The following is a 26,486-nucleotide window of genomic DNA, read 5'->3' on the forward strand; positions in this document are numbered from 1 at the left end:
GTATAATTATTCGGGTGAGACTACAAGAGACGATGTTCTAGATAAAGCCTAAACTACAGCCAATTCAATTAAAGCCACCCCAAGAGTCTTAGTGACTGAATATTTGGGCAGGAGATGGAAAGGCTTGAGGAAGTTAGATTAAGTGCCGCACTCATCCGAAGCGCTATCACGGCGCTCCATCGCGATAAACGCAGCTGGCAAAAATTCTCTGGTTAATTTTTTGGGTTAAACATTATTAAGGTGACGTTGCTAACAACTCACTGAGATCGATTCTTTTAACTCGTTTGGTAACGCAGAAATTTCATTGTATTATCCAAATAGAAAAGGCTACGCACTGTAAATGTAATAATGGCTATTACCTTTCAGGAGCTAATACCTCTCGGTTATCCGGCTGATAGAGAAACACCGTCCTGCTCAGCGATAATTTTCTGCATGCCTGACGTATACTCATCGTAAATTGCGTTACCATACAGCTGACGAGTTCACGCTTATCGCTGGTTTTAAAGTTTTTTTCGATAACGTCTTTGAGAGCACGACACTCCAGACTAAGGTCGGTAAACATCTATTTCAGACGACGATTATCATCCTCCAGATCTTTGATTTTTCTGATATCAGCGGCTTCCATCCCGCCATATTTAGCCTTCCAGTTGTAATAACTGGCTTCAGAGATAGTGGCCTCACAGCAGACGGTGCGTCCGGCTTCGACAGACTTCAGAACGGCGATGATCTGCTCCTCAATGAATCGGGCTTTTAGCATGTTGATCTCCTCAAAAGATATATTCAGTATGTCTGAAGATCTCTAAAAGTGAATGGTTCGTTTTGCAGGGATGCTTACATTTACTCGTCAACATCATCGAAAATACTCCGCCCTGACGACAAATTTGTACTCTGGGCTTCTTCTGTTTCTAATTCGTCGTAATCCACAGCTTCGGATTGTTTCTGCTTCAGCCTATCTTTCTTAGCTTCGATTTCACGAATGAATTGTTCAGATTTTTGCCATTCATCTTCATCATAAAAATCCTCACAGTAAAGTTCATTGTTCTCGTCACGAAATCGCTCCAAAAGGCGTGTGACATCGTAGAATGCTTCGTCTACATCATCGTCTGTACCCCAGGAATCCTCTATATCTTGGATTATTTCATTCATGTTAGAGTAAAACCCGACTTTTTGGACTGAAAGCCTAGCGGCATTCTCTTCTTGCGAGAGTAAAACTCCGACAAAGTCGGCCTCGATGAAACAATCTGAATGGTTTACTGCGGCAAGGTCGCTCAGCCTGTCCAGTACTTTTATTCTGAGCTCATCACCGAGTAGACCATTTGCATTCAGCCTACCCAGTATTGTAAGGCTATTATCGTATCTTCTCGCAGAGTTGATTAAATCAAGCAAATTAGCCTTTGTTTTGTCGTTATTGAAAAAAAGCCCCAAGAATTCAGGTGAACACCTGCTTGCCAAAAATGAGAGTATTGGCCTACTGATGGAGGCTCTGTTGCCACTAGGATCGATGATGTCCAGAACGCTGTTGAACATACTGTGTGGCACAACCAGTTTTATCCCCTCAATCCCCATATCACCACAACTGATTTCCTCGATTAATCTTTCCTTTGTGACTCCCGAAAGGTAGATATCGACGAGTTCTGGATTACCCGAAACATCGGTTGCGAAAGCATCGCGAATGGTTGGATGCCGGAATGTCCAGCAGTGTTGGTCTTGTGTTTTGCTAATCCTGAGAAGTGAATCATCTAATGCTGACAATGCAGCTTTTACGTCGCCAAGATTTGATTGCATGGACGTGATGATATTGGTTGTCTGAGGGGTTTCTAACCGAATTGGTATTGGTAGTTCCCCTCCATTTGCAAATACGAGGGCTAAGGCCGCTCTTTCAGCGGGTGCAAACCCACCTATAATGTCTGCCATGATCCCTGTGGGATTTGAGAAAAAACCAACGACCCCTGCTTCGTTAGGCACAAGCTTATTCGTGAACTGAGGATTGGCGAATCTTCGGGCAATTTCCGGAAGAAACTTGGGCACTGATACTACTACTGGTAGGAAATTTTTTATCGCCTTTCGAAATGCCTTATTCTGTTTCCCAAGCTTCAAGTGGTTGTACAGGATCATGGCTTTTTCAGGATCGGAGAGTTTCTCAACTTCAATTGTGACTCGGCTATCTTTGAATAACTCGAATTTATTTGTATTTAAGCGATTCTGGGCTGCACGGAAGATATAGCTGCGCGAAGTGAAAATCACTCGCGCTCCCTTATGTATAGCAGCTTTCAACTTAGGGAGCCTTTGATTCCACTCCTGGACTCGGTTAAAGTCGCAATGATTAGATCCAAAAGCATCGTCAACCCAAAAAAATTGTCCTGGATCGTCTGGGTTCCATTGCCTATCCAAATCTTCCGGCGAACTTAAAATCAGTGTTTGCAATCCCCACTCATCAGCCGCTGAGAGCGCTAACAAATTAGCTATCATGGTCTTACCACTTGCAGGTTCACCTATAAGCATCACAAATCCGTGATCCCTGAGAGCGTGTGCACAACGGCGGTATGCCTCTGTGGGGACGAAGCATGCAAGATCGGGAGCAATCGAATCGAGAACACTTTTCGCTTGCCGAAATGCCTGATTTGTAATGATCTGGGAAAGGTCACCAAGGCCATATATTCGGGGTACCATACGCCTAAGACTTGGGTGTAAAGATATGCTGTGGTTTATCCATTCTGCCCCGTAAATCCTTGCGAACCTTGCACCAGCTTTCCGCATGTCCTCTTCCATCACGGCGGCTGTTTCGGCGGAAACTGAACAATTAGTGAATAGAAGGTATACATCGGCTAGCCCTTTACTCACAAGCCGCTCAATCTTAGGAAGTTCATCACTAACAACTCCCTTTGAAAGCTTCATTCCTTGTTTGCTGGTATGTTTACATTGAGTAGTAAAACTACTGCTTATGTCATCACCGAAACCAGTTCCAGACCAAGTGCCATAGAAAGCCCCATCGCGGCCGCCATCAACGCCGTCAGAGAATACTTGAAATGTCTGCCCAAAGGTCTCTTTCAAGATACATGACACGAGATCCTCGAAAGCCTTCCATCCAAGTTTGTGGAGGTCGAACTGGATTGATTGCATTGATTTTCTTAGGATTATGGATTTAATAGACACCTATTTTAAAGTGCATGTTGGGGATGTCTAGAGATTGCTTACAAGGACCTAATAAGGTAAGTGTTTACTCTAGCAATGACTACTATGTTAGTAGTCAATAAAAATTGTCATTTCTGACGTAATCCATCCCCGTTAGATTTCTACTACCTCAGAATAATCATATACATGCCGCTTCCTTCAGCTTTAGACCTTAAAGCGCACATCCTCCGCATATCCATTCAGCTCAGCCCACCCAGAAACAACTCCCAGTAACTTTTCCATATAAAGATCGTGATTGATTTCATTCCCAAACGAGCAATGCTCCTCAGAGTTCAGAAGGGAATCCATTAGCCTCTGAACCCGTTCCGCTAACTCATCATCCAACTTGATCTGCAGGTAAGCATTCAACGGCTTATCCTTGTATGCTTCCCGGTGACCAAGGAAGCGTTCGAAGTCAGGTACACTGACTCGATGGCGGACTGTTAGTCCTGCGTTTCTGGCTTGGCACAATGCTTCATGGATTTTTCGGTTTTCAGTCCACATTCCATTTTTAACTCCATCGGAGCGGTTAGGTGAATCCGAATCATGGACAAGACTGAAGTGGATTTTGAAGTGAGTCAGTACCTTGATGAGCGGTACCAAGATGGCCTTCCCCCTAGCTCGTATGACCGCAATCTGATCCATCAATGCATTATCACGCTCAATGATCGAGGCCATAAATGCAGCATGTTCGGTATCGCCTTCAACGAGAATTGGATGGGAACCGAAGAATACCTCTGAAAAGCTGGGGTCGATATGTTGCAATGCCTGCAAGCGCTGTTTTTCATCACCTTCAAAAGCTATATGGTCAGAGCGGTAAGTTCTTGGTGTAACTGCTGAATTTTCTTCGGAATTATCGCGTTCAAGCCTCACAATAGTTGTGTGATCTTCAAATGGATTGATAAAACACGGAGAGTGGGTAGTCATAATCACCTGCCAGTCTGGATTCTTAGCCAACTGATACAGATGTTTCTGTGCTGCACGAGCAGCCATGGGATGAAGGGCATTCTCGGGTTCATCAATTAACAGCAAATAGCCAGGAAAGGCTGGATCGTCAGGACTATCAGGGATCGGAGCACCACTATCATGGGCATCCAACTGGGCTCTAACCTGAGTAAGTTCATCATTAAGGGCACCCAAATCAGCGTTCTTAGGTGGCTTTTTTAGCTTCTTCTCAAGTTCAGTTACTTCTTTCTCAAGCCGCTTGCGGAATTCAGCACGTACTTCTTTGTCGCGATTAAGTTCATTGTGAACTTGCAACATTGACCAGAATAGTGCGCGGCGAGCGCCCGTGCCCTGCTGGCTAAGAGAGGTATTGGCCCTCCCGTCAGTGATTTTTAAACTAGATCCATTCTTGATGAGATCCGCAACTTTAGGAGCCAGAGGGGCTGCACCGATACTCAGACTAACATCCAGCCCCGGAAAAATACCTTTAAATCCCTCGGAAACTCGGCCCGCAATACCATTGAAATGTTCTTGATGCTGTTCACTAAGCAAGTTGATACTTCCGGAAACACTTTCAATCGCTTTTGCCAATGGCGATTCGGGATTAAGCCGCGCATTTTCAAGCTCTTTCTGTAAAGGGGCGAGAGCAAAACTTAGAAGCACATCTTCTGTTTTGCCTGCATCATCCAGTGATCCTATACGCAAAGGTCTTGGTAGACGTGAGTTGAAAACTGAATCAGCGCCGCCTGCTTTAGTGTCCTCTGCCCAGTCCCCTTCACCATGCTCTCCCGCGGTAGGATCCCAAGTTGTACGAACTTTTAAAAAATCAGGTGCTTTCCACTGCCAACGGCTTTTAACGACCAGAAAACCGTCTCTTTCTTGTTTCCATTTTGCGTCTACATTACCAATACCGTCAGGAATGTGAACTTCAAGCAAAATTTCTGAATGCTCATCCTCTGAAGCATGCTGGTGTCGATCATTGCTGGCATCAAATGCCATCGGCCCTTTAGCTAACTCATATGCTCGTAGGACTGTGGATTTACCAGCGTTGTTTTTACCTACAAGACAAACAATGTTATCGAGCGCTATATCTATGCCTTCATTCCCTATACATCCAATGTTCCGGATGGTCATACGAAGCAATTTTGAACGATTCTCTGCTGCCATACATCCCTCTTAATTACAAACAGATAGCAGTCTTACTCTACATAAACGAACCATCCAAAAAAGTGATGCCAACTATAAATACGTATTTTTACGAATAACATTGCTGATTTTACAGGTATATTTTCCGGCACAATATGGATAGAGGGATGTGATGGATGAGCTTTGTTGCAAAGCCCCTGCTCAGGAGGTAAGCCAACAATGGCTTGTTGGTTAAGATGAGAACAGCCCGTAGAAGATGAAGAGGGTGGCTGCAAAAGCAGCCACAAATCAATCTGTTGTAATAATTACACGTTTTTTTGTTCAAACAATGGTGCTAGACACTGAACTTCTCGTAAAGCCTCGGCATTCAGTACATCAAAGTATAACCACTTATTATTTTCATCATTGGTCAGGTCAATTTTCCAATTGGTTTTCACATAACAGGCCAGTGCTGCGCGGCAGGTGACGGAATGGACGTTACCATTGATAGAGAACTCGCGCGATATCTCATTAATTGTTTCTTTTGGCAAATTCTTTTTAAATTCAATAATAAAGGTGATTTCTTCATCCCACTCCCTATCCGTCTTCTCAGCAAGAGTCGGTGAAATTGATGCATCCAAATGAGCATCAAAAAGCCTGGATAGTTTGAAGTTCTTAAAGCCACTGCGATGTGGTTCTTCTTCATTTCGGTCATAGGCTCTGAAATACCAGTTCTTGCGGTCAACAAACAGTGCTGATGGAAACAGTATCCTTTCCCTGTGATCACCACTTTTTGAACCATATGAGCATCTAATGGCGCATTGTCCTTTTATTGCCCTTGTTACCGCAGCTACCTGTTCTTCTTTGAGACGTTCCGGCTGATAGAGTGGGTCCACCTCATCAATGGGTAGCATAGGCCGCTTTTGCATTAATTCGGAGCGCGTAAACCCATATTGAATAAGGTTAAGGGCAGTGTGAACACTAATCCTGATCAGAGGGGTATAGCTGTCTGCAAGGATAACAGTTCTTTTGGTTGTAGTATCAATGCTGCAGTTATCTGGTTTTAACTCCCGATAGAGAGCAAGATCCTTAGATGCTGCAGCCTGAGCAACCTTGAACTCAGCCATAATTTCAGCTCTGGAGATGCTGCCAAGGTAGCGAATACAGAGATCTATGTACGCAAGTCGTTCTGCCTGGGGGAGTGAATAGGCGTCGACCAGCAGTTCCAGATGAACATCATGAAACATTGTCATCGATACGCTCCAACTTATGATCTATTAAATATACTGTGTATTATCACATGTTGCGCTGCTTTACGCAATGAGATAGGATCGCCTCAGTCGAGAAAGTAATCAAATCGACATGATAGCTCAGGAAGGTTCATTCAGGTGAAGTTGTTGGTCTGGTTGGATTAATTCTGAGGGGGGGTGAAGGACTGTTTGCAGACAGTCCTTCACCAGAAAAACAAAAACTCTGCGGAGCGTCATTCACCACTGAGTCTTGCTGATCCGAATGTTGAGTATACGTTAATCATAGCGTAGCCGACAAGCCTGCCTCCGGTGAAATGACACTCCGTGCAATACAAGGAGTGGTATATGACCACACCACGAATGGGCTACTGCCCACGCTGTAAACAGGATTGTGAAATCACTTTTGCTACAAAAGCCATTCATGAAAAGACGGGTAAGGTGATTCTGCCGAAAAAGGGTAAAGTTCTGGTTATTCCCCATTGCACGGCTTGCCGTAAAACAAAGTAGTTGCATTACCGGTATTAGGCAGGTCATTACGTCCTGCCTTTATTCACCACCCGTAGCTCAATACTTATAATTGGTAACTCAATGAAAAAAACTCTTCGCAATATCATCTTTACTGTCGCTATGGTCTCTGGTTCAGTGCTTGCTGCAGATGGTAGCCAACAGGTATCCCTTTCTGACCTTCGCTTTGCCACAACTCCAAATGGAATGCAGCAGATTGAAGGTAATGGTATTAATATTACCAGTCAGACACTAAAGCATGTGTTCGTGAAATTTAACCTTCTTCAAAATAATACCGTAGTGGGGCAAACTATCGCGATGGTAGAAAATCTTGAGGCCGGACAGCGCTGGAAAGTACAGGCTCCTTATAACAGCTTTGCTGTTAAGCCTGATAGTTTTAAGGTTACTGAGGTTGATGTTATTAATTAAGGATTTTATTAAATGGTTTGTTCTCAGGAGTGAATCATCAGGAATATAAATGAACACATTGACAGTATCTCTGGTAACAATAATGATTCCCGGTGTCATTATGGCCCTGATTTATGATACCTACACGCAACATAAATCGTGGGATTCATTTCGATATGTTCTGATGTCTGTGGTTTTTGGCATCGCCACTTATCTGGCAATGCAGGCAGCAGTAAGTTTATTTCAACTGATTGCGGGGATCGGTGATACCAAGTCCATTAACTGGAGATTACTGTCAGTCTGGTCAATTCCCAATGAGGAAAAGATAGCGATTAATCCACTGGAGATCTTATTTGGCGGGCTTTGTGCTATCCCCTTGGGGCTGATAGCTGTCTATCTTGCGACCAAGCGGACATTTCATGAACTGTTACTGCGTAAGGGCATTTCAAATAAATACGGTGATGATAATGCCTTTATACGGTCAGTTGAAATCATGCACAGAAATGCAGGGCAATGCTACGTTCTGTTGCATGAAAATAACATGCTCATTCATGGAACAGTCTATCTGTATAACGAAAATGAGAAAACGCAGGAGCTGGGGCTTTTAAATGCTACCGTGCTCAATTCGGAAACAGGAGTTGTTCTCTGGACGACTGGGTTTATTTATTTATCAAAAGAATACGGTAAAATGATCGTATTTGAAAATTACATTGAGGTTCCACATGAAAAACAATCAGACGCCTAAAAAAACCAGCATGCCGACTTTTGATGGTCGGCAGGTCAGGATTCAAGATGGGCTACAGATGGCAACAAATGGTGCTCAGGTAATGTCTGAGGGTCTTCAGATGGTAACCCGGCCACAGCAAGGTACTCAAACTCCCGGATATGGTTGTCAGACTTCGGGTCAGACGACATCCCAGACTTCTTTTGTGCCAGCAAGTGGCCCGAAAATCCCACCAATAAAGAAATAATAGCGACATAAAAAAGCACCAGTAAAGTAACGGTGCTTTTTTATTTTATCAAAAAAAATATTCTGCTGACAATTTACAAAGCCATTTTTTATAACTTAATGTAATTGGCCATAGGTGTCTTAAGAGAAGCAAGGATAATTTCATTAAAGACAGTACATATCGATAAACTACTTCATTTTATTTCCGATCTAACAAGATGGCTAGCTGCCACGATGGCGGGCAATGTCACTAATCTGGCACTTTTGGAAAATGTAGTTGTTGGAAAGCAGAGGTAACTCATTGAATCTTAATGGTACGCCCTACAGGGCTCGAACCTGTGACCTACGGCTTAGAAGGCCGTTGCTCTATCCAACTGAGCTAAGGGCGCATTGGGATGCGGCAACCGGGGGTTGCGGGTTGGGATTATACGGTCAGAGGTCACTGAGTCAATGCCTTTTCATGACGTTACGGCGGCAGCCGTGCTTTATGGCGATTTTTCGCCCATCACCCGTGCCGCCCATTGGGCCAACGCCTTCATTTATCTTGGGTGAGATCCGGCAGCAGGCTGCTGCTGCGCTGGGCCAGGCCGCGATCGGCGGTGGTGGGAAGGCGTTCGGATTGCTCCTGCCCTGCCGGGCGTTGCAGGCAAACGCGGGCCGAACGCACCACCGCGTTGATATTCCCCCAGTCGGCATGTTGCGCCGTCAGCAGGTTGCAGGCCGCCGTTAGCTGCTGGCTGAGCGCGGCGCTGACCGGTGCAGCATTTAACGAGGCGTGGCCCAAGGGCATCCACGCCAGCAGCATAAAACCTATGCCCACGAGTTTTCTCATGCTCGCATCCTCCGGTACAACGCGTGCAGCCGCGCTCTCCATGAAGGCTGAGCCTTGTGTACGGCGAGTTGGTGCAACGCAATCAGTTGAGCCACATCCGCCGGGTGCAAAGAAGAGTCGAACACCGTTTCACCGACGTGTTTCGGTTGGCTATCAATCGGGTGGTGCAATGAGTGCAACCGGGCGATGACCATCATGATTTTTACTCCCGTACCGCAGTATGAATAATGCCAGCTTACGCAGCAGCCGGTAAAAAAGGCGTAGAGGATCATTCCGTTGGCATAAAAAAAACGTAAATCCCCACCGGCAAACGCCGACGATCGCGATTCAACGCCTGACAGCACGCTCAGCTTCTGACAAAATAGCGCCATCCCCCGCTTTTCTTAATTGATGGATTTCCTCACTGATGGCAGCAAAGATTATTGATGGTAAAACGATTGCGCAGCAGGTTAGAAACGAAGTGGCTGAGCAAGTTAAACAACGTCTGGCGGCCGGCAAACGCGCCCCGGGCCTGGCGGTTGTGCTGGTTGGCGTGAACCCGGCGTCACAGATTTACGTCGCCAGCAAGCGCCGCGCCTGTGATGAAGTGGGCTTCCTTTCCCGCTCTTACGATCTGCCTGCCACCACCAGTGAGGCCGAGCTGCTGGCACTGATCGACAAGCTGAACGCCGACGGCGAAATCGACGGCATTCTGGTGCAGTTGCCGCTGCCGGCCGGCATCGATAACGTCAAAGTACTGGAACGTATCCATCCGGATAAAGACGTCGACGGTTTCCACCCGTACAACGTCGGTCGCCTGTGCCAGCGCGCGCCGAAGCTGCGCCCCTGTACCCCGCGCGGCATCGTCACCCTGCTCGAGCGTTATAACATCGACACTTACGGCCTGAATGCCGTGGTGGTTGGCGCATCCAACATCGTTGGCCGCCCGATGAGCATGGAGCTGCTGCTGGCAGGTTGCACCACCACCGTGACCCACCGTTTCACCAAGAATCTGCGTCATCATATCGAAAACGCGGATCTGCTGGTGGTGGCGGTCGGTAAACCGGGCTTTATTCCGGGCGATTGGATCAAACCGGGCGCGATCGTGGTCGATGTCGGCATTAACCGTCTGGAAAGTGGTAAAGTGGTCGGTGACGTGGATTTCGATGCCGCCAGTGAGCGTGCAGCCTACATCACCCCGGTTCCGGGTGGCGTTGGCCCGATGACCGTTGCTACACTGATCCAAAATACCTTGCAGGCCTGCGAGGAATATCACGACGTTCAACCTAAATAAGTAAGGCAGTATGGAAACTTTTAATCTGGATAGTCACCCGCACGTCGAACTGTGCGACCTGCTCAAGTTCCAGGGCTGGTGTGAAAGCGGCGGTGCCGCCAAAGAAGTCATCGCCGAAGGGTTGGTGAAAGTGAACGGCAAAGTCGAAACGCGCAAACGCTGCAAAATCGTCGCCGATCAGGTGGTGGAGTTTAACGGCGGCCAGGTTGTAGTTAAGCCGTAAGCCCCGCTCCATAGAAAAAGGCGCTGATAGTCAGCGCCTTTTTTGTTTGCGGCTGCGCCTGTTACTTACGGCGCCAGGTGGTCCCCTGCGGGCCGTCTTCCAGCACGATATTCATCTCGTTCAACCGATCGCGAGCGGCATCCGCCAGCGCCCAGTCTTTGGCTTTGCGCGCGTCGTTACGCTGTTTGATTAACGCCTCGATCTCCGCCACTTCACCGTCGTCAGCCTGTGCGCCGCTTTGCAGGAACTGTTCCGGCTCCTGTTGCAGCAGGCCCAGCACCTTCGCCAGCTTGCGCAGTTCCGCCGCCAACCCGTTGGCCGCCGCCATGTCTTCGCCTTTCAGGCGGTTAACGTCACGCGCCAGATCAAACAGCGCCGAGTAGGCTTCCGGGGTGTTGAAATCGTCGTCCATCGCTTCGCGGAAGCGGGCTTCGAAGGCTTCGCCGCCGGCCGGTTGCGCGTTGGCGTCGGTGCCGCGCAGTGCGGTATACAAACGCTCCAGCGCGGTGCGCGCCTGCTTGAGGTTCTCTTCGCTGTAGTTTAGCTGGCTGCGATAGTGGCCGGACATCAGGAAGTAACGCACCGTCTCGGCATCGTAATGGCCGAGCACGTCGCGGATAGTGAAAAAGTTATCCAGCGATTTCGACATCTTCTCGCGGTCGATCATCACCATGCCGGAGTGCATCCAGTAGTTGACGTACGGGCCGTCGTGGGCGCAGCTGGACTGGGCAATCTCGTTCTCGTGATGCGGGAACATCAGATCCGAACCGCCGCCGTGGATGTCGAAATGGGTGCCGAGCTGCTTGCAGTTCATGGCGGAACATTCAATGTGCCAGCCTGGGCGGCCCGCGCCCCACGGTGATTGCCAGCTCGGTTCGCCCGGTTTGGACATCTTCCACAGCACGAAGTCCATCGGGTTGCGCTTCACGTCGTCAATCTCAACGCGCGCGCCGGCCTGCAACTGATCCAGATCCTGGCGTGACAGCAGGCCGTATTGCGGATCGCTATCAATCGAGAACATCACGTCGCCATTGCTGGCTACATAGGCGTGATCGCGATCGATCAGGCGTTGGGTGATCTCGATGATCTCGGCGATATGCTGGGTGGCGCGCGGCTCTTGATCCGGGCGTTCGATCAGCAACGAATCGAAGTCCGCGTGCATCTCCGCCAGCATGCGTGCGGTCAGTTGATCGCAGCTTTCGCCGTTTTCCGTCGCGCGGCGGATAATTTTGTCGTCAACGTCGGTCACATTGCGCACATAGTTCAGCGAATAGCCGAGATAACGCAGGTAACGCGCCACCACGTCGAAAGCGACAAAGGTACGCCCATGGCCGATATGACACAGGTCATAGATGGTTACCCCGCACACGTACATGCCCACTTTACCGGCATGAATGGGTTTGAATTCCTCTTTTTGACGACTCAGGGTATTAAAAATCTTTAGCATCGGGACATTCCGTGGTGTGCGTGATAACAAAAATGATAATTAGGCTGTTCATCCAGCAACGTATTGAAACCCGAAGCCTGATCTAATGCAAGGTTAAGCCCGCGCTTTGCTGCGCCGGGTTGCGCAAATCGGTGATATACCCGCCATCTTGCAAGCCGCAGGGTATAAATCAATGCCGCCGCCATTGTTATAATATAACAACCCCCAATTTACCACAGAGCCTGCGCGGTTTAGCCGCTGCTGACTCGTTAATAGAGATATGTTATAAGGTCGGTCTGAATGTTCACTCGCTCTACGTGACGTCTCACTTCATCTTGTTAGGACTAAAACTATGGTTACTTTCCACACTAATCACGGCGACATCGTTATCAACACCTTTGCTGACAAAGCGCCGGTTACCGTTGAAAACTTCCTGAGCTACTGCCGTGCAGGTTTCTACGACAACACTATCTTCCACCGTGTTATCAACGGTTTCATGATTCAGGGCGGCGGTTTTGAGCCTGGCATGAACCAGAAAGACACCAAAGCGACCATCAAGAACGAAGCCAACAACGGTCTGAAAAACACCGTGGGCACCCTGGCGATGGCGCGTACCAACGATCCGCACTCCGCTACCGCTCAGTTCTTCATCAACGTGGCTGACAACGACTTCCTGAACTTCCGCGCTGAGAACGCGCAAGGTTGGGGTTACTGCGTATTTGCCGAAGTGGTTGAAGGCATGGACGTGGTCAACAAGATCAAAGCCGTGAAAACTGGCCGCAGCGGCATGCACCAGGACGTTCCGGTAGAAGACGTGATCGTCACCAGCGTTACCGTCGGCGAGTAATCGCGGCTGCATGAACACGCTGTTCATCGCGGATCTGCACTTATGCGCACAGGAACCGGCAATTACTGCCGGTTTTCTGCGCTTTTTGCGGCACGATGCGATTCACGCCGAAGCCCTGTACATTCTTGGCGATCTGTTCGAAGCCTGGATCGGCGATGACGATCCCGAACCCTTGCACGCGGAGATTGCCGCCGAGCTGAAGACGCTGCAACAAGCCGGCGTGCCTTGCTACTTTATCCACGGCAACCGCGATTTCCTGCTCGGCAAGCGCTTTGCCCGCGCCAGCGGCATGCATCTGCTGCCGGAAGAAAAAGTGCTGGAGCTGTACGGCCGCAAAATCCTGATCCTGCACGGCGACACGCTGTGTACCGACGATCAGGCCTACCAGCAGTTCCGCCGCAAGGTGCACAATCCGTTAATCCAGAAGCTGTTTTTGGCCATGCCCCTGCGCTGGCGCCTGAAGATCGCCGCCAAGATGCGCGCTCGCAGCCGGCAGAGCAATCAGGGCAAATCGCAAGCCATTATGGACGTCAACCCGCAGGCGGTTGAGCAGGCGATGCTGAGCCATAACGTGCACTGGATGATCCACGGCCACACCCACCGCCCGGCGGTGCATGAGCTGGAATTGAGCAACGGCAAGGCTCACCGCGTGGTGCTGGGCGCCTGGCACGCTGAAGGTTCGATGATCAAAGTCAGCGCCGACGCCGTCGAACTGATCCAATTCCCTTTCTAACCCCCTGACTTGCCACGCGAGTGAAAAAATTCGCGTTTTCGACGGTGAAAACCGGCGACGCAACCGTTTTCCTCGCCGTGCGCTCATGGTATGATCTGCGCCCTCATTCGGCCTCCCGCCGCAGGCAACCGGCCGTCGTTTGTACACTTACAGGAGCCTTACACCCATGGGAGCCAACGCCGCTTCAGCCACCAACGCTGGGGTTAAAATCGCAATTGTAATGGGATCGAAAAGTGACTGGGCCACCATGCAGTTCGCGGCCGAAATCCTGACCCAACTCGATGTCCCGTTCCATGTCGAAGTCGTTTCCGCTCATCGCACGCCAGACAAGCTGTTCAGTTTCGCCGAACAGGCCACCGCCAATGGCTTTGACGTGATCATTGCCGGTGCGGGCGGTGCTGCGCACCTGCCGGGCATGCTGGCGGCGAAAACGCTGGTTCCGGTGCTGGGTGTTCCGGTACAAAGCGCCGCGCTGAGCGGTGTAGACAGCCTGTATTCTATCGTGCAAATGCCACGCGGCATTCCGGTCGGCACTCTGGCGATCGGCAAAGCCGGTGCGGCCAACGCCGCGCTGCTGGCGGCGCAAATTCTGGCGCTGCACGACACCGCGCTGGCGCAACGTCTGGCCGACTGGCGCCAGGCACAGACCGAAGAGGTGCTGAACAACCCGGATCCGCGGGAGGAAGCATGAAGCCGGTTTGCGTACTGGGCAACGGCCAACTGGGGCGCATGCTGCGCCAGGCCGGTGAGCCGCTGGGCATCGCCGTTTACCCGGTCGGCATCGACGCCGAACCGGAAGCTGTGCCCTATCAAAACAGCGTGATCACCGCCGAAATCGAACGCTGGCCGGAAACCGCGCTGACGCGTGAACTGGCGACCCACAGTAGCTTCGTCAATCGAGATATTTTCCCCCGTCTGGCGGACCGCCTGACGCAAAAACAGCTGCTCGATCAGCTCGGCCTGGCCACCGCGCCGTGGCAATTGCTGGCCGATGCCGCCGAGTGGCCACAGGTGTTCGCCACCCTCGGTGAACTGGCGATCGTCAAACGTCGCGTTGGCGGTTACGACGGCCGCGGTCAATGGCGCTTGCGCCCGGGCCAGGAAGCGGAACTGCCGGCGGATGCCTACGGCGAGTGCATCGTCGAGCAGGGGATTAACTTCTCCGGCGAGGTTTCGCTGGTCGGCGCGCGCGGGCACGACGGTAAGTCGGTGTTCTACCCGCTGACCCATAACCTGCATGAAGAAGGTATTCTGCGCACCAGCGTGGCGCTGCCGCAGCCTGCCCCCGCTCTGCAACGGCAGGCTGAACAGATGCTGGCGGCGATCCTCGACGAGCTGAACTACGTCGGCGTGATGGCGATGGAGTGCTTTATCGTTGGCGACAGTCTGCTGATTAACGAGCTGGCACCACGGGTGCACAACAGCGGCCACTGGACGCAAAACGGCGCCTCTATCAGCCAGTTCGAACTGCACCTGCGCGCCATTCTCGCCCTGCCGCTGCCGAAACCGGTGGTGAGCACGCCCTCGGTGATGGTCAACCTGATAGGCACTGCCGTGAATCAACAGTGGCTGGCGCTGCCGTTGGTGCATTTGCACTGGTATGAGAAAGAGGTGCGCGATGGCCGCAAGGTCGGCCACCTCAACCTGAACGATCCTAGCGCCGCCGCGCTGCAACAGGCGTTGCAGGCACTGGCACCGCTGCTGCCGGCCGAATACCAGAGCGGCCTGGCCTGGGCGCAACAGAAGCTGGCTTAAGGTTTACTCCGCAACAAAATCAAAGGGTTCAGCAAGCTGAACCCTTTTTTACTGCCAATGAAAAACTACCGGGCATAGCCCTGCGGATTTTTGCTTTGCCAGTTCCAGGTATCGCGCATCATTGCATCGAGCCCGCGCTGCACTTCCCAGCCCAGTTCGCGTTTAGCCAAACTGACATCGGCCCAGAAAGCGGGCAAATCCCCGGCACGGCGCGGTAAAATCTGATAAGGCACGGCAACGCCGGCAGCTTTCTCAAACGCATGCACCATCTCCAGTACCGAATGCCCCACCCCGGATCCCAGGTTATAAGCTTTAAAACCGGCGATCTGCTTTAGGTGATCCATCGCCGCCAGGTGACCCTGCGCAAGATCCATCACGTGAATGTAATCGCGCACGCCGGTTCCGTCTTTGGTGGGATAGTCCCCGCCGAACACGCTCAGATGATCCCGCTTGCCGACGGCCACCTGAGCAATATAAGGCAGCAGATTATTCGGGATCCCGCTGGGGTCTTCCCCCATCAATCCAGACTCATGGGCGCCCACCGGGTTGAAGTAGCGCAGAGACACAATGGAAAAGGACGGTTCAGCCTTGGCGAAATCCTGCAGGATCTGCTCCACCATCCACTTGGAGGTGCCGTAAGGGCTGGTCGTGCCGCCGATCGGCATGTCTTCCCGGTAAGGCACCGGCGCATCTTCGCCGTACACCGTCGCCGAAGAGCTGAAGATAAACTGATGAACCCCGGCGTCGCGCATGGCTTCCAGCAATACCAGCGTGCCCGCTACGTTGTTCTGGTAATATTCCAGCGGTTTGCGGGTGGATTCTCCCACCGCTTTCAGGCCGGCGAAATGGATCACCGAAGCGATCTTGTGCTCGGCGAAGATCCGGCTCAGGCACGCCGCGTCCCGCACATCCCCCTGGCAGAACACCGCCGCTTTACCGGTCAGTTGCTCTGCACGGCGTAAGGACTCTTCGGAGGCGTTGATCAAATTATCCAACACCACCACCTCTTCACCGCGCTCCAACAGCGCCAGTACCGTATGTGAACCTATGTATCCGGCGCCGCCGGTCACTAAAATCGCCATCATGCTCCCCTTTCACCAGCATCGGGCGCTAACACCCGATGCATAAGCCTGTTTCATGCGCGCAGCCAGCCGACTAGCGCGTACCTATATTGCGTAATGGTTTGCCGGCCATCAGATTGCGTTCGATATGTTCCAGAGAGATATTTTTGGTCTCTGGGATCAACGCCAGCGTAATAAAGATAAACACTACGTTGAGCGCCGCGTAGACCCAAAAGGTATAGGCGCTGCCCAGCGAATTGAGCATAGTCAGGAAAGTCACGCCGACGATCATATTGGCGATCCAGTTGGTGGCGGTGGAACAGGTGATGCCAAAATCACGGCCCTTAAGCGGCTGGATCTCTGAACACAGCACCCAAATCAACGGGCCGGCGCTCATGGCGAAACCGACAATAAACATCAACAACATGATGACGGCGAAATATTGCGTCGCCGGCGAGCTCATGCCGATACTCATCATTGTTCCCAGAGCGCCCATGCCCACCGCCATCACGATAAAACCGAGGATCAGCGTCGGTTTGCGGCCCCAGCGATCCACCAGCCCAATGGCGATAAAGGTCGCCAGCACGTTAACCAACCCAACGATCACCGTTCCCCACATCTGCTGTTCGGTACTGGCAAAGCCCGCCAGGCCAAAAATCTTCGGCGCGTAATACATGGTGACGTTCATGCCGGTAAACTGCTGCATAACCTGCAACAGAATGCCGAGGAATACGGCGCGGCGGAAATTTTTATTATCCTTGAACAGCGCCCAGCCACTCTGCTTCAGCTTGAGGCTTTCACGGATTTCGTTCAGTTCATGCTGCGCCTGGGCGCTGCTGTCGCGCAGCTTTTCCAGCACCTGACGCGCCTGTTCATGGCGATTGCGCGAGGCCAGCCAGCGCGGGCTGTCCGGCAGGAAGAACACGCCAACCAGCAGCAAGCCGGCTGGAATGGTGATAACCCCCAGCATCCAGCGCCAGGCGCCGGTGTAACTGAACGCGGTATCAGACAGGTAGGCGGCCAAAATCCCGATGGTGATCATCAATTGATACATCGAGATCATGCTGCCGCGAATTTTCTCCGGCGCGATTTCAGACAGGTAAATCGGCGCAGTATAGGAAGCGATGCCCACCGCCAGCCCCAGCAGAATGCGCGAAAGTATCAATATGTCCACATTGGGCGCCGCTGCGGAACATAGCGACCCCGCCACGAACAGGATCGCGCCGATCATCAGGCTGTATTTGCGCCCGATGCGGAAATTCATCCAACCGCTGCCCACGGCGCCGACCGCCGCGCCGAACATCATCGAGCTGACCACCCACTCCTGCTGGGAACTGGTGATGTGAAAAGAGTCGGCAATAAACGGCAAAGCGCCCGCAATCACGCCGATATCCAGACCAAACAGCAGCCCGGCTAACGCAGCCAGAAAACAGACGAAAAAAGTCATACCGGCATTCGTCTGGCTTTTCTCAGCCGACGCAATTTTGACGGCAACACTCATACAGCCTCCAATAGATAACGTTGAATCAGTTAGCCGTCATGATAGGAGGCAATCCGCAGGCGGTAAGTGAGTGAGATCACATTAGTGGAAACGGTTACATTATTTCCATTTTTGAACCCCTACGTATCGACGTGAAAAATTAAACATATAACATTGATTATATTTAAAAATAACTTTATGTCGTTTGCTATAACTCTCAAGTTAAAAAGCACCGCTTGTCAGACTTCAATATTAACTTTGAATGGCAGCCATTTATTTGTAATCGATTTCACTTGAGTGACATCTGTAACGAAGGATCAAGGTGGACGGGAAAAGGCGCTTTTTAGACAGAGAGTCTGGAAAGGAAATCTTTGGATTTTCAATAATAAAGGTCTCGGCCCGACTCCCGATAACAGGGGGCCGGGCCGACTTTGCAGCGGTTTAACCGTCGTAACTGCGGAACAATGCCTGGCCGCGCAACAGCCGTACGCCCAGCCAGCCGCCGCACAGCGACAACAGCAGCGCACTGAGCAACGGCAACGCCCACCACAGCACCGGCGTGGGGGCCCACGGGAAGTCGAATACCTGGCTTTGCAGCAACCATAGCGCCGCTTCCGCCCCCACCGCCGCCGCGATGCCCGCCACCAGCCCCAGCAGCGCAAACTCGCACCACAGCGTGCTGCGCAACAAGCGCTTGCCGGCCCCCAGAGTACGGTACACCACCAGTTCCTGCCGCCGTTGCCGCATGCCCACCTGCACCTGCGCCATCAGCAACAAGCCACCGCAGAGCACCACCAGCACCACCATCACCTCCAGCGCGCGGCTGACCTGTTGCAGCACCCCGCCGACCTGTTTGAGGATTGACCCGATGTCCAGCAGGCTAAGCGTCGGGAATTGCCGGTTGAGCTGGGTCAGCATCTGGCCGTCCCCGTCATAGCGGAAGCTGGTAAGCCAGGTCTGCGGTTGACCGTCCAGCGCACCCGGCGGGAAGATGAAGTAAAAGTTCGGCTTCAGGCTTTCCCAGTCCACCTGCCGCAGGCTGGTGACCCTGGCGCTGAACGACTGGGTATCGCCGCTGAAGGTCAGCGTGTCGCCCAGCTTAACCTTGAGGCGCCCGGCAATGCCCTGATCCATCGACACCTCACCGGCCTTCGGCGGCCAACTGCCCGCCAGTAGCGGATTGTGCGCCGGCAGATCCGCCAGCCAGGTCAGGTTCAGCTCGCGGTTAACCGCCTCACCGCCCGGATCGTCCTCATGCACCCGTTCGGTCGCCACCTGCTGATTAATCTCGGTCAGGCGCACGCGTACAATCGGGTAATAAGTTTCCGGCTTGACCTGATGCTGTTGCAGGAAGGTTTTCACCTGCGGCACCTGCGCTTCAGTCAGGTTCAGCAGGAAGTAGTTCGGGCTGTCCGGCGGCAGTTGCTGTTGCCAGCGGTCGAGCAGATCGCCACGCAGTACCAGCAACAACGCCAGCAACATAAACGACAGCGAAAACGCCGCCAGTTGGCTGACCGTTACCCAGGGCTGATGCAGCAGACGATTGACCGCCAGCCGCAGCGCCAGATTCTTCAGCGTAATGCGGCGCAACAGCAGCAGGCTGCCCCAGCCGATAGCCCCCAACAACAGCGCCAACACCAGAATACCGGCGAGGATCGACCACAGCAGCGTGCTGGCTCCCATCAAGGCCGTCAGCAGCGCCACCACAATCACCGCCGTTACCGGCAAGAAATAGCGCAGCGGCCAGACGTTGGCCACCACGTCGCGGCGCAATACCCGTAGCGGTTGGGTCGCCAGCAACTGCCGGTACGGCCGCAGCCCCACCAGCAGCGAAATCATCAGCAACGCGCCGACCGCCCACAACCACGGCCAGGCCCCGGCGGCCGGCAGTTCCGCCGGTAGCACCGGCGCCAGCAGCCGAATCAGCACCGCTTCAAACCCCAGGCCGATAATGCCGCCGCACGCTGCCGCCAGCGAAATGACCGCCAGCCACTGGCCGACAATCAGCTTGCGCAAGGCGCTGCGGCCGGCACCCAGCGTTTTCAGCACCGCGATCAGATCATAACGGCTGCGGCAATAGTGGCCCATGGCCACCGCCACGGCGGCAATCGACAGCAGCAGAGTCAGCAGCGCCGACAACAGCAGGAACTGTTGCGATCGTTGCAGCGATTTGCCCAGCGCGCTGCCGGACTCCTGCAACCCAAACCAACGCTGGTCGGGCTGGAGCTGTGGCGTCAGGCGCGTTTCGTAACGCTGAATGTCCTCCGGCGAACCGGCGAACATATAGCGGTAACTCAGGCGGCTCCCCGGTTGCACCGCCCCGGTTTTATCCACATCCGCCAGGTTGATCATGATGCGCGGCGCAGTCTGGAACGGATTGAAGCCGGAGTCCGGCTCCTGAAGGATTTCACCGGCAATGCGCAGGCGGGTGTCGCCCACGTCCAGCGAGTCCCCCACTTTCACATTCAGCAACGCCAGCAAACGCGGCGCCACCAGTACCGACCCCGGAGCAAGCTTGACGTTGGCCGGGCGCGTCTCCAGCTTGCCGTACAGCGGATAGGCCAGATCGGTGGCCTTCACGTCCGCCAACTGCGGCCGGTCACCGGCGTAGGTCATGGTGGTGAACGACAGCTGGCGGCTCACTTTCAGCCCTTCTTGTTGCGCATCCAGCAGCCAGCCTTCCGGTACTGGTCGCGCGCTGCGCAGCACCCGGTCACCGGCGATAAAATCACGGCTTTGCTGGCTCAGCCCCTTGTCCATGCGATCGCTGATGCTGCCCAGCGCCAGCACGCAGGCCATCGACAGCGTCAGCGCCAGCCAAACGATCAGCAGTGACGGCGAACGCCATTCCCGCCAAAACCAACGCCAGATCATGCTTCCTCCCACAGCTTGCCTTCACGCAGGCGCAACCGCCGCTGGCAGCGCGCCGCCAGGGTTTCGTCATGGGTGACCAAGATCAGGGTGGTGGCGAAATCGCGGTTGAGGGAGAACAGCAAATCGGCGATGCGTTCGCCGGTCTGGCGATCGAGGTTGCCGGTCGGCTCATCGGCAAACAGCACCCGCGGCCGGCCGCTGAACGCACGCGCCAACGCGACCCGCTGCTGCTCGCCGCCGGAAAGTTGCGCCGGCAGGTGATCGAGCCGTTTGCCCAGCCCCAGTTGCTCGAGCAACTGAACCGCCTGCTCGCGGCTCTGCCTGTCGCTTTCGCCGCGCAGCAGCGCCGGCAGTTGCACGTTCTCCAGCGCGTTGAGCGTCGGCACCAGCATGAATGACTGAAATACAAAGCCGACGTTTTTGGCACGCAGGGCCGCGCGCCCTTCTTCGTCCAGCGCGGTCAGCGATTCCCCCAACAAATGCACGTCCCCTTCACTGCCGTCGTCCAAGCCGGCGAGGATCCCCAGCAGCGTCGATTTACCTGAGCCGGATTCACCAATCAGGGCAATTGTCTGTGCGGGTTTGACAACCAGCTCGACTCCGGTAAGGATGGAGAGCTGATGCTCACCCTGACCAACGTGTTTACTAAGATGATGAACTTCAAGAACGTTTTCCGCTGGCATCTTCCCTTCCTTTTGCTGTTGGGATTATTCAGTTTACGCGCTGTCGCCGCCGATACCTTATTGATTTTAGGCGACAGTTTAAGCGCCGGTTACCGCTTGCCGGTGGCGCAGGCCTGGCCGACGCTGCTGGCCGACCAATGGCAGAAAAAACCGGGCGATCCGCAGTTGGTGAACGCCAGCATCAGCGGCGACACCGCCGCACAAGGGCTGGCGCGCTTGCCCGCCCTGCTGAAACAACACCAACCGCGCTGGGTGCTGATCGAACTGGGTGCCAACGACGGCCTGCGCGGTTTCCCGGCGCAGGACGTGCAACGCGATCTCAGCCAGATCATTACTCTGGTGCAGCAGGCCGGTGCGCAGCCGCTGCTGATGCAAATCCACATTCCGCCCAACTATGGCCGCCGCTATACCGAGGCTTTCAGCGCGATTTACCCGCAGCTTGCCGGGCAGTTCAACATTCCGCTGCTGCCGTTCTACATGGAACAGGTGGTGATCAAAGCAGAATGGATGCAGGATGACGGATTGCACCCCAATAAGGACGCCCAACCGTTTATCGCCACCTGGATGGCGGAACGCCTGGAACCTCTAGTAAAACATGAGTCTAACTAAATAGGGTTGTACACTAGGTAAAGTTATGCAAAAAGCGGTATTGATAACCGGCTGTTCCAGCGGGATAGGACTGATTGCAGCGCAAGATCTGCGTAATCGCGGCTACCGGGTGCTGGCCGCCTGTCGCAAGCCGCAGGACGTGGAGAACATGCGTCAACTGGGGCTGGAAGGCATTGAGCTGGATCTGGACGACAGCGACAGCGTCGAACGCGCCGCGGCGCAGGTGATCGCGCTGACCGGCGGCCGGCTGTATGGCCTGTTCAACAATGGCGGTTTCGGCGTTTACGGCCCGCTGAGCAGCATTTCCCGTCAACAGCTGGAGCGGCAATTCTCCACCAACCTGTTTGGCACCCACCAGTTGACCCAGTTGCTGTTGCCGGCGATGCTGCCGCACGGCGAAGGGCGCATTATTCAAACCAGTTCGGTGATGGGGCTGGTCTCCAGCGCCGGACGCGGCGCCTATGCCGCCAGCAAGTTTGCGCTGGAAGCCTGGTCCGACGCGCTGCGCATGGAGCTGCACGGTACCGGCATTCAGGTCAGCCTGATTGAACCCGGCCCGATTTCGACCCACTTTACCCAGAACGTGAACCAGGCGCAGAGCGATAATCCGGTGCATAACCCCGGCATCGCCAAACGCTTGACGCTGCCGCCGGAGGCCATTTTGCCCAAGTTGCGCCACGCGCTGGAAAACCCGCGCGCCAGGCTGCGCTATCCGGTGACCCTGCTGGCGCACGCGCTGAGCATATTGCGCCGCATCCTGCCCGGCCGCTGCCTGGACTGGCTGCTGCGCAGCAACGGTTAATTTGGGCGCCGGGGTTGAAGAATGCCGCCCCGCCCCCATCTAAGAGCCAATGGCTCCGCAAGATCAGAGAGAGAATCACATGCTAGCTCAAGCTGTTGTTGATATTAACGAAACAAACCTGCACCAAACGCTGGAACAATCGATGTCCCTGCCGGTGCTGTTCTACTTCTGGTCAGATCGCAGCCAACACTGTCTGCAGCTCACCCCGATCCTGGATAAGCTGGCGGCGGAATATGCCGGTCAGTTCATATTGGCCAAAGTGGACTGCGACGTAGAACAAGCGATCGCCGCCCAGTTCGGGCTGCGCTCCCTCCCTACGGTTTACCTGTTCAAAGACGGCCAACCGGTCGATGGCTTCCAGGGCCCGCAGCCGGAAGACGTCATCCGCGAATTCCTGCAGCGCTTCCTGCCGAAGGCAGAAGATCTGAAACTGGCGCAGGCAACCGATCTGCTGGCCGAAGGCAACGCGGCTGAAGCGCTGCCGCTGTTGAAAGACGCCTGGCAAGCCAGCCAGCAACGCAGCGATATCGGCCTGACACTGGCAGAAACCCAGATTGCGCTGAACCGCAGCGAAGACGCCGAGGCGGTGCTGGCGACCATCCCATTGCAGGATCGCGATACCCGTTATCAGGGCCTGGTAGCGCAAATTGAGTTGCTGAAGCAGGCGGCCGACACGCCGGAAATCCAGTTGTTGCAGCAACAGGTGCAACAACAGCCGGAGAACGTCGAGCTGGCCGTGCAACTGGCGCTGCAACTGCATCAGGTTGGGCGCAACGAAGAAGCGCTGGAACTGCTGATGGGGCATTTGAAGAAAGATCTGGCTGCCGCCAACGGCAGCGCGCGCAAGACGCTGATGGATATTCTGGCCGCACTGGGCACCGGTGACGCGCTGGCCGCCAAGTACCGCCGTCAGCTGTACTCTCTGCTCTACTGATATACCCTTCGTCTTTCCAGCCGCATCGTTGTTGGCTTCACGTTCGAACCCCAGTCACTTAGTTATCTAAGCTCCTGGGGTTTCTCGCGTTTGCCGCCTAGATACAACTGGAAATCCATTGGGTCTCTATCCCAAAGTAAATAATTGAGGAAATATCCTCTAAATAGTTCGAGTTGCATCCAGGCGGCAAGTTTGTAAGTCCCCAGGAGCTTACTCAAGTAAGTGACTGGGGTGAGCAAACGCAGCCAACGCCGAGGCAGCTTGAAATATGACGAGGATATTAGCGGTAAACCCGTACCCCACCTTCGACGCCTTTCGGGCTGAACAACACTTGCCACAGCTGAATATCGCGTGAACGGAACGCGCCGGCGCAGGCATTCAGGTAATAAGTGAACATCCGCTCGAAGCGTTCAGAGTAATTTTCTGACAACGCCGGCCACGCCCGTTTGAAATTCTCATACCAGGCCATCAGCGTGCGATCGTAATCGGCGCCGATATTGTGCCAATCCTCCATCACAAAACGCTTTTCGCTGGCTTCGGCGATGTGGCGCACCGAAGGCAGACAGCCGTTGGGGAAAATGTATTTATCAATCCAGGCATCGACATGGAGATTGGTTTGGTTGGCACCAATGGTGTGCAGCAGGAACAGGCCATCGGGCTTCAAATTGCGCGCCGCGACGCTGAAATAGGTGTCGTAGTTTTTCGGCCCGACATGTTCAAACATGCCGACGGAAACAATGCGGTCAAACTGGCGGTTCAAATCGCGGTAATCCTGCAGCAGGATCTCCACGTCCAGCCCCTGGCAGCGTTCCTGCGCCAGCTTTTGCTGCTCGGCGGAAATGGTCACGCCGTACACCGATACGCCGTAGTTTTCCGCCGCATATTGCGCCAGCCCGCCCCAACCGCAGCCGATGTCCAGCAGCGACATGCCCGGTTTCAGTTGCAGCTTCTCGCAGATCATTTTCAGCTTGGCCAGTTGTGCCTGCTCCAGCGTTTCCGCGTCCTTCCAGTAACCGCAGGAATATTGCATATAGGGATCGAGCATCGCACGAAACAGATCGTTGCCGATGTCGTAATGCTCTTTCCCCACCTGCCAGGCGCGTTTGCGCGATTGCCGGTTAAACAGCCGCGCACAGGCGATCCGCGTAATGTCCGCCAGGCTTTTGGGCAGGCGTTCATCAACGCCGAAATGCAGGATGCGGGTAAACAGCGCGTCCAGTCTTTCGCAATCCCACCAGCCGTCCATATAGCTTTCGCCAAACCCGAGCGAGCCTTCCTGCAGAATGCGTTTAAATAAGCCCGGATTGTGCACCTGAAGATCAAATGCATTATTCCCGTTGATGGTAATGCCGGCTGCAGCCAACATTTCTTCCACGATGAGATACCAGCGATCTTTTTTCTGGGCGAGTTCATCGACACTGATTGAGTCCATAACGATCCTTGGCGCAAGATGTCACTTCAAAAAGCATAGTCGCAAATAGAAATGACAAAAGTTTGAAGATAAGCGCAGCGACAGGTTCCACTCTAGCCAAGGCAGACAACGTCATGAAATGAATTAAAATTATTGGAAACATGCCTATTTGGAATGTTATCGATCCCTTATGCTGATTTATCTCCTGAAACGACGGGGATATTAGGCTTTCCCCCCGCTCTGGCGTAAAATCTTCTTACATATGTCTGACAGGAGGTTTGCCATGTTTACCCTTATTCCCATCGTGATTGTCGTCGCGCTGATCATCGTCTTCGCCGGCGTCAAAATTGTACCGCAAGGGTTCCAATGGACGGTGGAACGCTTCGGCCGCTACACCAAAACGCTGATGCCCGGTTTAAATCTGGTTGTGCCCTTTATGGATCGCATCGGCAGAAAAATCAATATGATGGAACAGGTGCTGGATATTCCTTCGCAGGAAATCATCTCGCGCGATAATGCCAACGTGGCCATCGATGCGGTGTGCTTTATCCAGGTGGTCGATCCGGCGCGCGCCGCTTACGAGGTCAGCAATCTTGAGAGGGCGATCGTCAACCTGACCATGACCAACTTCCGTACCGTGCTCGGCTCAATGGAGCTGGACGAAATCCTGTCGCAGCGTGACAGCATCAACAGCCGCCTGCTGCATATCGTCGACGAAGCCACCAACCCGTGGGGCGTCAAGATCACCCGTATCGAGATCCGTGATGTACGTCCACCGGCAGAGCTGATCTCGGCAATGAACGCCCAGATGAAGGCCGAACGTACCAAGCGTGCGGACATCCTTGAGGCCGAAGGTGTGCGCCAGGCGGCCATCCTGCGCGCCGAAGGGGATAAGCAATCGCAGATCCTGAAGGCCGAGGGCGAACGCCAGTCGGCATTCCTGCAGGCCGAAGCGCGTGAACGTGCCGCAGAAGCGGAGGCGCGGGCCACTCAGTTGGTTTCCGACGCTATAGCCAGCGGCAATATCCAGGCGGTGAACTATTTTGTGGCGCAGAAATACACCGACGCGCTGCAGAAAATCGGTTCCGCCAACAACAGTAAAGTCATTATGATGCCGCTGGACGCCAGCAGCCTGCTCGGTTCAATCGGTGGCATTGCCGAGCTGTTGAAAGACACCAAAGGCAAGTAATC

Annotated in this window: 24 protein-coding genes, 1 tRNA gene and 1 pseudogene; 13 read left to right on the plus strand and 13 right to left on the minus strand. The window is 53.6% G+C overall.

Annotated features, from left to right (window positions below):
* Positions 1-382: 382 nt before the first annotated feature.
* The 4 genes and pseudogenes from SPL01S_RS25000 to SPL01S_RS05020 form a co-directional block, all read right to left on the minus strand.
* A pseudogene (locus SPL01S_RS25000) lies at positions 383-757 on the minus strand (transposase); the annotation flags it as partial.
* Positions 758-837: 80 nt separating this feature from the next.
* Entirely contained in the window at positions 838-3,120 is a 2,283-nt protein-coding gene (locus tag SPL01S_RS05010; RefSeq protein WP_063197967.1) for an nSTAND3 domain-containing NTPase, read from the minus strand.
* A 216-nt stretch (positions 3,121-3,336) separates the two neighbouring features.
* Positions 3,337-5,283 (minus strand): ATP-dependent nuclease, encoded by a 1,947-nt coding sequence (locus SPL01S_RS05015; RefSeq protein ID WP_073972020.1) that lies wholly within the window; start codon positions 5,281-5,283, stop codon positions 3,337-3,339.
* Between the two features lie 284 nt (positions 5,284-5,567).
* Entirely contained in the window at positions 5,568-6,494 is a 927-nt protein-coding gene (locus SPL01S_RS05020; RefSeq protein WP_063197973.1) for a helix-turn-helix transcriptional regulator, read from the minus strand.
* A 342-nt stretch (positions 6,495-6,836) separates the two neighbouring features.
* Here SPL01S_RS05020 and SPL01S_RS25155 point away from each other — a divergent pair, with 342 nt between their 5' ends.
* The 3 genes from SPL01S_RS25155 (at position 6,837) to SPL01S_RS05030 (ending at position 8,148) form a co-directional block, all read left to right on the plus strand.
* Positions 6,837-6,998 (plus strand): hypothetical protein, encoded by a 162-nt coding sequence (locus SPL01S_RS25155; protein ID WP_155729004.1) that lies wholly within the window; start codon positions 6,837-6,839, stop codon positions 6,996-6,998.
* 81 nt (positions 6,999-7,079) lie between these two features.
* Positions 7,080-7,424, plus strand: a complete 345-nt coding sequence (locus SPL01S_RS05025; RefSeq protein ID WP_063197975.1) for an FxLYD domain-containing protein — start codon at positions 7,080-7,082, stop codon at positions 7,422-7,424.
* A gap of 49 nt (positions 7,425-7,473) precedes the next feature.
* A complete protein-coding gene (locus tag SPL01S_RS05030) occupies positions 7,474-8,148 on the plus strand; it encodes a hypothetical protein (protein ID WP_063197977.1) in 675 nt (224 codons plus the stop codon).
* A gap of 516 nt (positions 8,149-8,664) precedes the next feature.
* Here SPL01S_RS05030 and SPL01S_RS05035 read toward each other — a convergent pair.
* The 3 genes from SPL01S_RS05035 to SPL01S_RS05045 all read right to left on the minus strand — a co-directional run bounded on the left by SPL01S_RS05035 (position 8,665) and on the right by SPL01S_RS05045 (position 9,381).
* Positions 8,665-8,741, minus strand: a tRNA-Arg gene (locus tag SPL01S_RS05035).
* Positions 8,742-8,887: 146 nt separating this feature from the next.
* Positions 8,888-9,184 (minus strand): hypothetical protein, encoded by a 297-nt coding sequence (locus SPL01S_RS05040; RefSeq protein ID WP_063197980.1) that lies wholly within the window; start codon positions 9,182-9,184, stop codon positions 8,888-8,890.
* Entirely contained in the window at positions 9,181-9,381 is a 201-nt protein-coding gene (locus SPL01S_RS05045; protein ID WP_037430385.1) for a hypothetical protein, read from the minus strand. Before SPL01S_RS05045 ends, SPL01S_RS05040 begins: the two co-directional genes overlap by 4 nt.
* Positions 9,382-9,590: 209 nt before the next feature.
* Between SPL01S_RS05045 and folD the strand changes: the two genes are divergently transcribed.
* Together folD and ybcJ are read left to right on the plus strand one after the other, a co-directional pair.
* Positions 9,591-10,457 (plus strand): bifunctional methylenetetrahydrofolate dehydrogenase/methenyltetrahydrofolate cyclohydrolase FolD, encoded by an 867-nt coding sequence (folD, locus tag SPL01S_RS05050; protein WP_006324012.1) that lies wholly within the window; start codon positions 9,591-9,593, stop codon positions 10,455-10,457.
* Positions 10,458-10,467: 10 nt separating this feature from the next.
* Positions 10,468-10,680 carry a ribosome-associated protein YbcJ gene (gene ybcJ / locus SPL01S_RS05055; protein ID WP_004949428.1) on the plus strand — a complete coding sequence of 71 codons (213 nt, stop codon included), beginning with the start codon at positions 10,468-10,470 and terminating at the stop codon, positions 10,678-10,680.
* Positions 10,681-10,741: 61 nt separating this feature from the next.
* On the opposite strand, the gene cysS is transcribed toward ybcJ, so the two are convergent.
* Positions 10,742-12,127, minus strand: a complete 1,386-nt coding sequence (cysS, locus tag SPL01S_RS05060; protein ID WP_006324011.1) for a cysteine--tRNA ligase — start codon at positions 12,125-12,127, stop codon at positions 10,742-10,744.
* 331 nt (positions 12,128-12,458) lie between these two features.
* Between cysS and ppiB the strand changes: the two genes are divergently transcribed.
* The 4 genes from ppiB to purK all read left to right on the plus strand — a co-directional run bounded on the left by ppiB (position 12,459) and on the right by purK (position 15,441).
* Positions 12,459-12,953, plus strand: a complete 495-nt coding sequence (gene ppiB, locus SPL01S_RS05065; RefSeq protein ID WP_062793098.1) for a peptidylprolyl isomerase B — start codon at positions 12,459-12,461, stop codon at positions 12,951-12,953.
* Between the two features lie 10 nt (positions 12,954-12,963).
* Complete coding sequence (lpxH, locus tag SPL01S_RS05070) at positions 12,964-13,686, plus strand: UDP-2,3-diacylglucosamine diphosphatase (protein ID WP_006324005.1); 723 nt, start codon at positions 12,964-12,966, stop codon at positions 13,684-13,686.
* A 166-nt stretch (positions 13,687-13,852) separates the two neighbouring features.
* On the plus strand, positions 13,853-14,377 hold the full coding sequence (gene purE, locus SPL01S_RS05075) for a 5-(carboxyamino)imidazole ribonucleotide mutase (RefSeq protein ID WP_062869890.1): 525 nt from the start codon (positions 13,853-13,855) through the stop codon (positions 14,375-14,377).
* Positions 14,374-15,441 carry a 5-(carboxyamino)imidazole ribonucleotide synthase gene (purK, locus tag SPL01S_RS05080; RefSeq protein WP_062869889.1) on the plus strand — a complete coding sequence of 356 codons (1,068 nt, stop codon included), beginning with the start codon at positions 14,374-14,376 and terminating at the stop codon, positions 15,439-15,441. Before purE ends, purK begins: the two co-directional genes overlap by 4 nt.
* A 65-nt stretch (positions 15,442-15,506) precedes the next feature.
* Here the strand turns inward: purK and galE are convergent, their stop codons facing one another.
* From galE to ybbA, 4 genes are all read right to left on the minus strand, one after another.
* Positions 15,507-16,523, minus strand: coding sequence for a UDP-glucose 4-epimerase GalE (gene galE, locus SPL01S_RS05085; protein ID WP_063197982.1), 1,017 nt, complete (start codon positions 16,521-16,523; stop codon positions 15,507-15,509).
* A 73-nt stretch (positions 16,524-16,596) separates the two neighbouring features.
* Positions 16,597-18,003, minus strand: coding sequence for a sugar porter family MFS transporter (locus tag SPL01S_RS05090; protein ID WP_063197984.1), 1,407 nt, complete (start codon positions 18,001-18,003; stop codon positions 16,597-16,599).
* 420 nt (positions 18,004-18,423) lie between these two features.
* Positions 18,424-20,856, minus strand: a complete 2,433-nt coding sequence (ybbP, locus tag SPL01S_RS05095; protein WP_063197987.1) for a putative ABC transporter permease subunit YbbP — start codon at positions 20,854-20,856, stop codon at positions 18,424-18,426.
* On the minus strand, positions 20,853-21,539 hold the full coding sequence (gene ybbA, locus SPL01S_RS05100) for a putative ABC transporter ATP-binding protein YbbA (RefSeq protein ID WP_013811808.1): 687 nt from the start codon (positions 21,537-21,539) through the stop codon (positions 20,853-20,855). The genes ybbP and ybbA overlap by 4 nt, the downstream gene beginning before the upstream one ends.
* Between ybbA and tesA the strand changes: the two genes are divergently transcribed.
* From tesA to SPL01S_RS05115, 3 genes are all read left to right on the plus strand, one after another.
* A complete protein-coding gene (gene tesA / locus SPL01S_RS05105) occupies positions 21,510-22,148 on the plus strand; it encodes a multifunctional acyl-CoA thioesterase I/protease I/lysophospholipase L1 (RefSeq protein WP_162136580.1) in 639 nt (212 codons plus the stop codon). The two genes, ybbA and tesA, sit on opposite strands and share 30 nt — an antisense overlap.
* 25 nt (positions 22,149-22,173) lie before the next feature.
* Positions 22,174-22,950: an SDR family oxidoreductase gene (locus SPL01S_RS05110; protein ID WP_063197989.1), complete on the plus strand. Its 777-nt coding sequence runs from the start codon at positions 22,174-22,176 to the stop codon at positions 22,948-22,950.
* Positions 22,951-23,029: 79 nt separating this feature from the next.
* The gene (locus SPL01S_RS05115) at positions 23,030-23,884 is read left to right on the plus strand and encodes a thioredoxin family protein (RefSeq protein WP_063197992.1); all 855 of its coding nucleotides are present in this window, start codon (positions 23,030-23,032) and stop codon (positions 23,882-23,884) included.
* 280 nt (positions 23,885-24,164) lie between these two features.
* Here SPL01S_RS05115 and cfa read toward each other — a convergent pair whose 3' ends face one another.
* Positions 24,165-25,316, minus strand: a complete 1,152-nt coding sequence (gene cfa, locus SPL01S_RS05120) for a cyclopropane fatty acyl phospholipid synthase (protein WP_013811805.1) — start codon at positions 25,314-25,316, stop codon at positions 24,165-24,167.
* 262 nt (positions 25,317-25,578) lie between these two features.
* Here cfa and SPL01S_RS05125 point away from each other — a divergent pair, with 262 nt between their 5' ends.
* Complete coding sequence (locus SPL01S_RS05125) at positions 25,579-26,484, plus strand: SPFH domain-containing protein (RefSeq protein ID WP_063197995.1); 906 nt, start codon at positions 25,579-25,581, stop codon at positions 26,482-26,484.
* Positions 26,485-26,486 lie beyond the last annotated feature (2 nt).

The organism is Serratia plymuthica NBRC 102599 (assembly GCF_001590925.1).
In the GTDB taxonomy this organism is placed as follows: domain Bacteria; phylum Pseudomonadota; class Gammaproteobacteria; order Enterobacterales; family Enterobacteriaceae; genus Serratia; species Serratia plymuthica.

Excerpts from the sequence above, each read along its gene's own strand:
- SPL01S_RS05010 (WP_063197967.1), bottom strand. The coding sequence starts at position 3,120 with ATGCAATCAATCCAGTTCGACCTCCACAAACTTGGATGGAAGGCTTTC.
- SPL01S_RS05015 (WP_073972020.1), bottom strand. The coding sequence starts at position 5,283 with ATGGCAGCAGAGAATCGTTCAAAATTGCTTCGTATGACCATCCGGAAC.
- SPL01S_RS05020 (WP_063197973.1), bottom strand. The coding sequence starts at position 6,494 with ATGACAATGTTTCATGATGTTCATCTGGAACTGCTGGTCGACGCCTAT.
- SPL01S_RS25155 (WP_155729004.1), top strand. The coding sequence starts at position 6,837 with ATGACCACACCACGAATGGGCTACTGCCCACGCTGTAAACAGGATTGT.
- SPL01S_RS05025 (WP_063197975.1), top strand. The coding sequence starts at position 7,080 with ATGAAAAAAACTCTTCGCAATATCATCTTTACTGTCGCTATGGTCTCT.
- SPL01S_RS05030 (WP_063197977.1), top strand. The coding sequence starts at position 7,474 with ATGAACACATTGACAGTATCTCTGGTAACAATAATGATTCCCGGTGTC.
- SPL01S_RS05040 (WP_063197980.1), bottom strand. The coding sequence starts at position 9,184 with ATGAGAAAACTCGTGGGCATAGGTTTTATGCTGCTGGCGTGGATGCCC.
- SPL01S_RS05045 (WP_037430385.1), bottom strand. The coding sequence starts at position 9,381 with ATGATGGTCATCGCCCGGTTGCACTCATTGCACCACCCGATTGATAGC.
- folD (WP_006324012.1), top strand. The coding sequence starts at position 9,591 with ATGGCAGCAAAGATTATTGATGGTAAAACGATTGCGCAGCAGGTTAGA.
- ybcJ (WP_004949428.1), top strand. The coding sequence starts at position 10,468 with ATGGAAACTTTTAATCTGGATAGTCACCCGCACGTCGAACTGTGCGAC.
- cysS (WP_006324011.1), bottom strand. The coding sequence starts at position 12,127 with ATGCTAAAGATTTTTAATACCCTGAGTCGTCAAAAAGAGGAATTCAAA.
- ppiB (WP_062793098.1), top strand. The coding sequence starts at position 12,459 with ATGGTTACTTTCCACACTAATCACGGCGACATCGTTATCAACACCTTT.
- lpxH (WP_006324005.1), top strand. The coding sequence starts at position 12,964 with ATGAACACGCTGTTCATCGCGGATCTGCACTTATGCGCACAGGAACCG.
- purE (WP_062869890.1), top strand. The coding sequence starts at position 13,853 with ATGGGAGCCAACGCCGCTTCAGCCACCAACGCTGGGGTTAAAATCGCA.
- purK (WP_062869889.1), top strand. The coding sequence starts at position 14,374 with ATGAAGCCGGTTTGCGTACTGGGCAACGGCCAACTGGGGCGCATGCTG.
- galE (WP_063197982.1), bottom strand. The coding sequence starts at position 16,523 with ATGGCGATTTTAGTGACCGGCGGCGCCGGATACATAGGTTCACATACG.
- SPL01S_RS05090 (WP_063197984.1), bottom strand. The coding sequence starts at position 18,003 with ATGAGTGTTGCCGTCAAAATTGCGTCGGCTGAGAAAAGCCAGACGAAT.
- ybbP (WP_063197987.1), bottom strand. The coding sequence starts at position 20,856 with ATGATCTGGCGTTGGTTTTGGCGGGAATGGCGTTCGCCGTCACTGCTG.
- tesA (WP_162136580.1), top strand. The coding sequence starts at position 21,510 with ATGAACTTCAAGAACGTTTTCCGCTGGCATCTTCCCTTCCTTTTGCTG.
- ybbA (WP_013811808.1), bottom strand. The coding sequence starts at position 21,539 with ATGCCAGCGGAAAACGTTCTTGAAGTTCATCATCTTAGTAAACACGTT.
- SPL01S_RS05110 (WP_063197989.1), top strand. The coding sequence starts at position 22,174 with ATGCAAAAAGCGGTATTGATAACCGGCTGTTCCAGCGGGATAGGACTG.
- SPL01S_RS05115 (WP_063197992.1), top strand. The coding sequence starts at position 23,030 with ATGCTAGCTCAAGCTGTTGTTGATATTAACGAAACAAACCTGCACCAA.
- cfa (WP_013811805.1), bottom strand. The coding sequence starts at position 25,316 with ATGGACTCAATCAGTGTCGATGAACTCGCCCAGAAAAAAGATCGCTGG.
- SPL01S_RS05125 (WP_063197995.1), top strand. The coding sequence starts at position 25,579 with ATGTTTACCCTTATTCCCATCGTGATTGTCGTCGCGCTGATCATCGTC.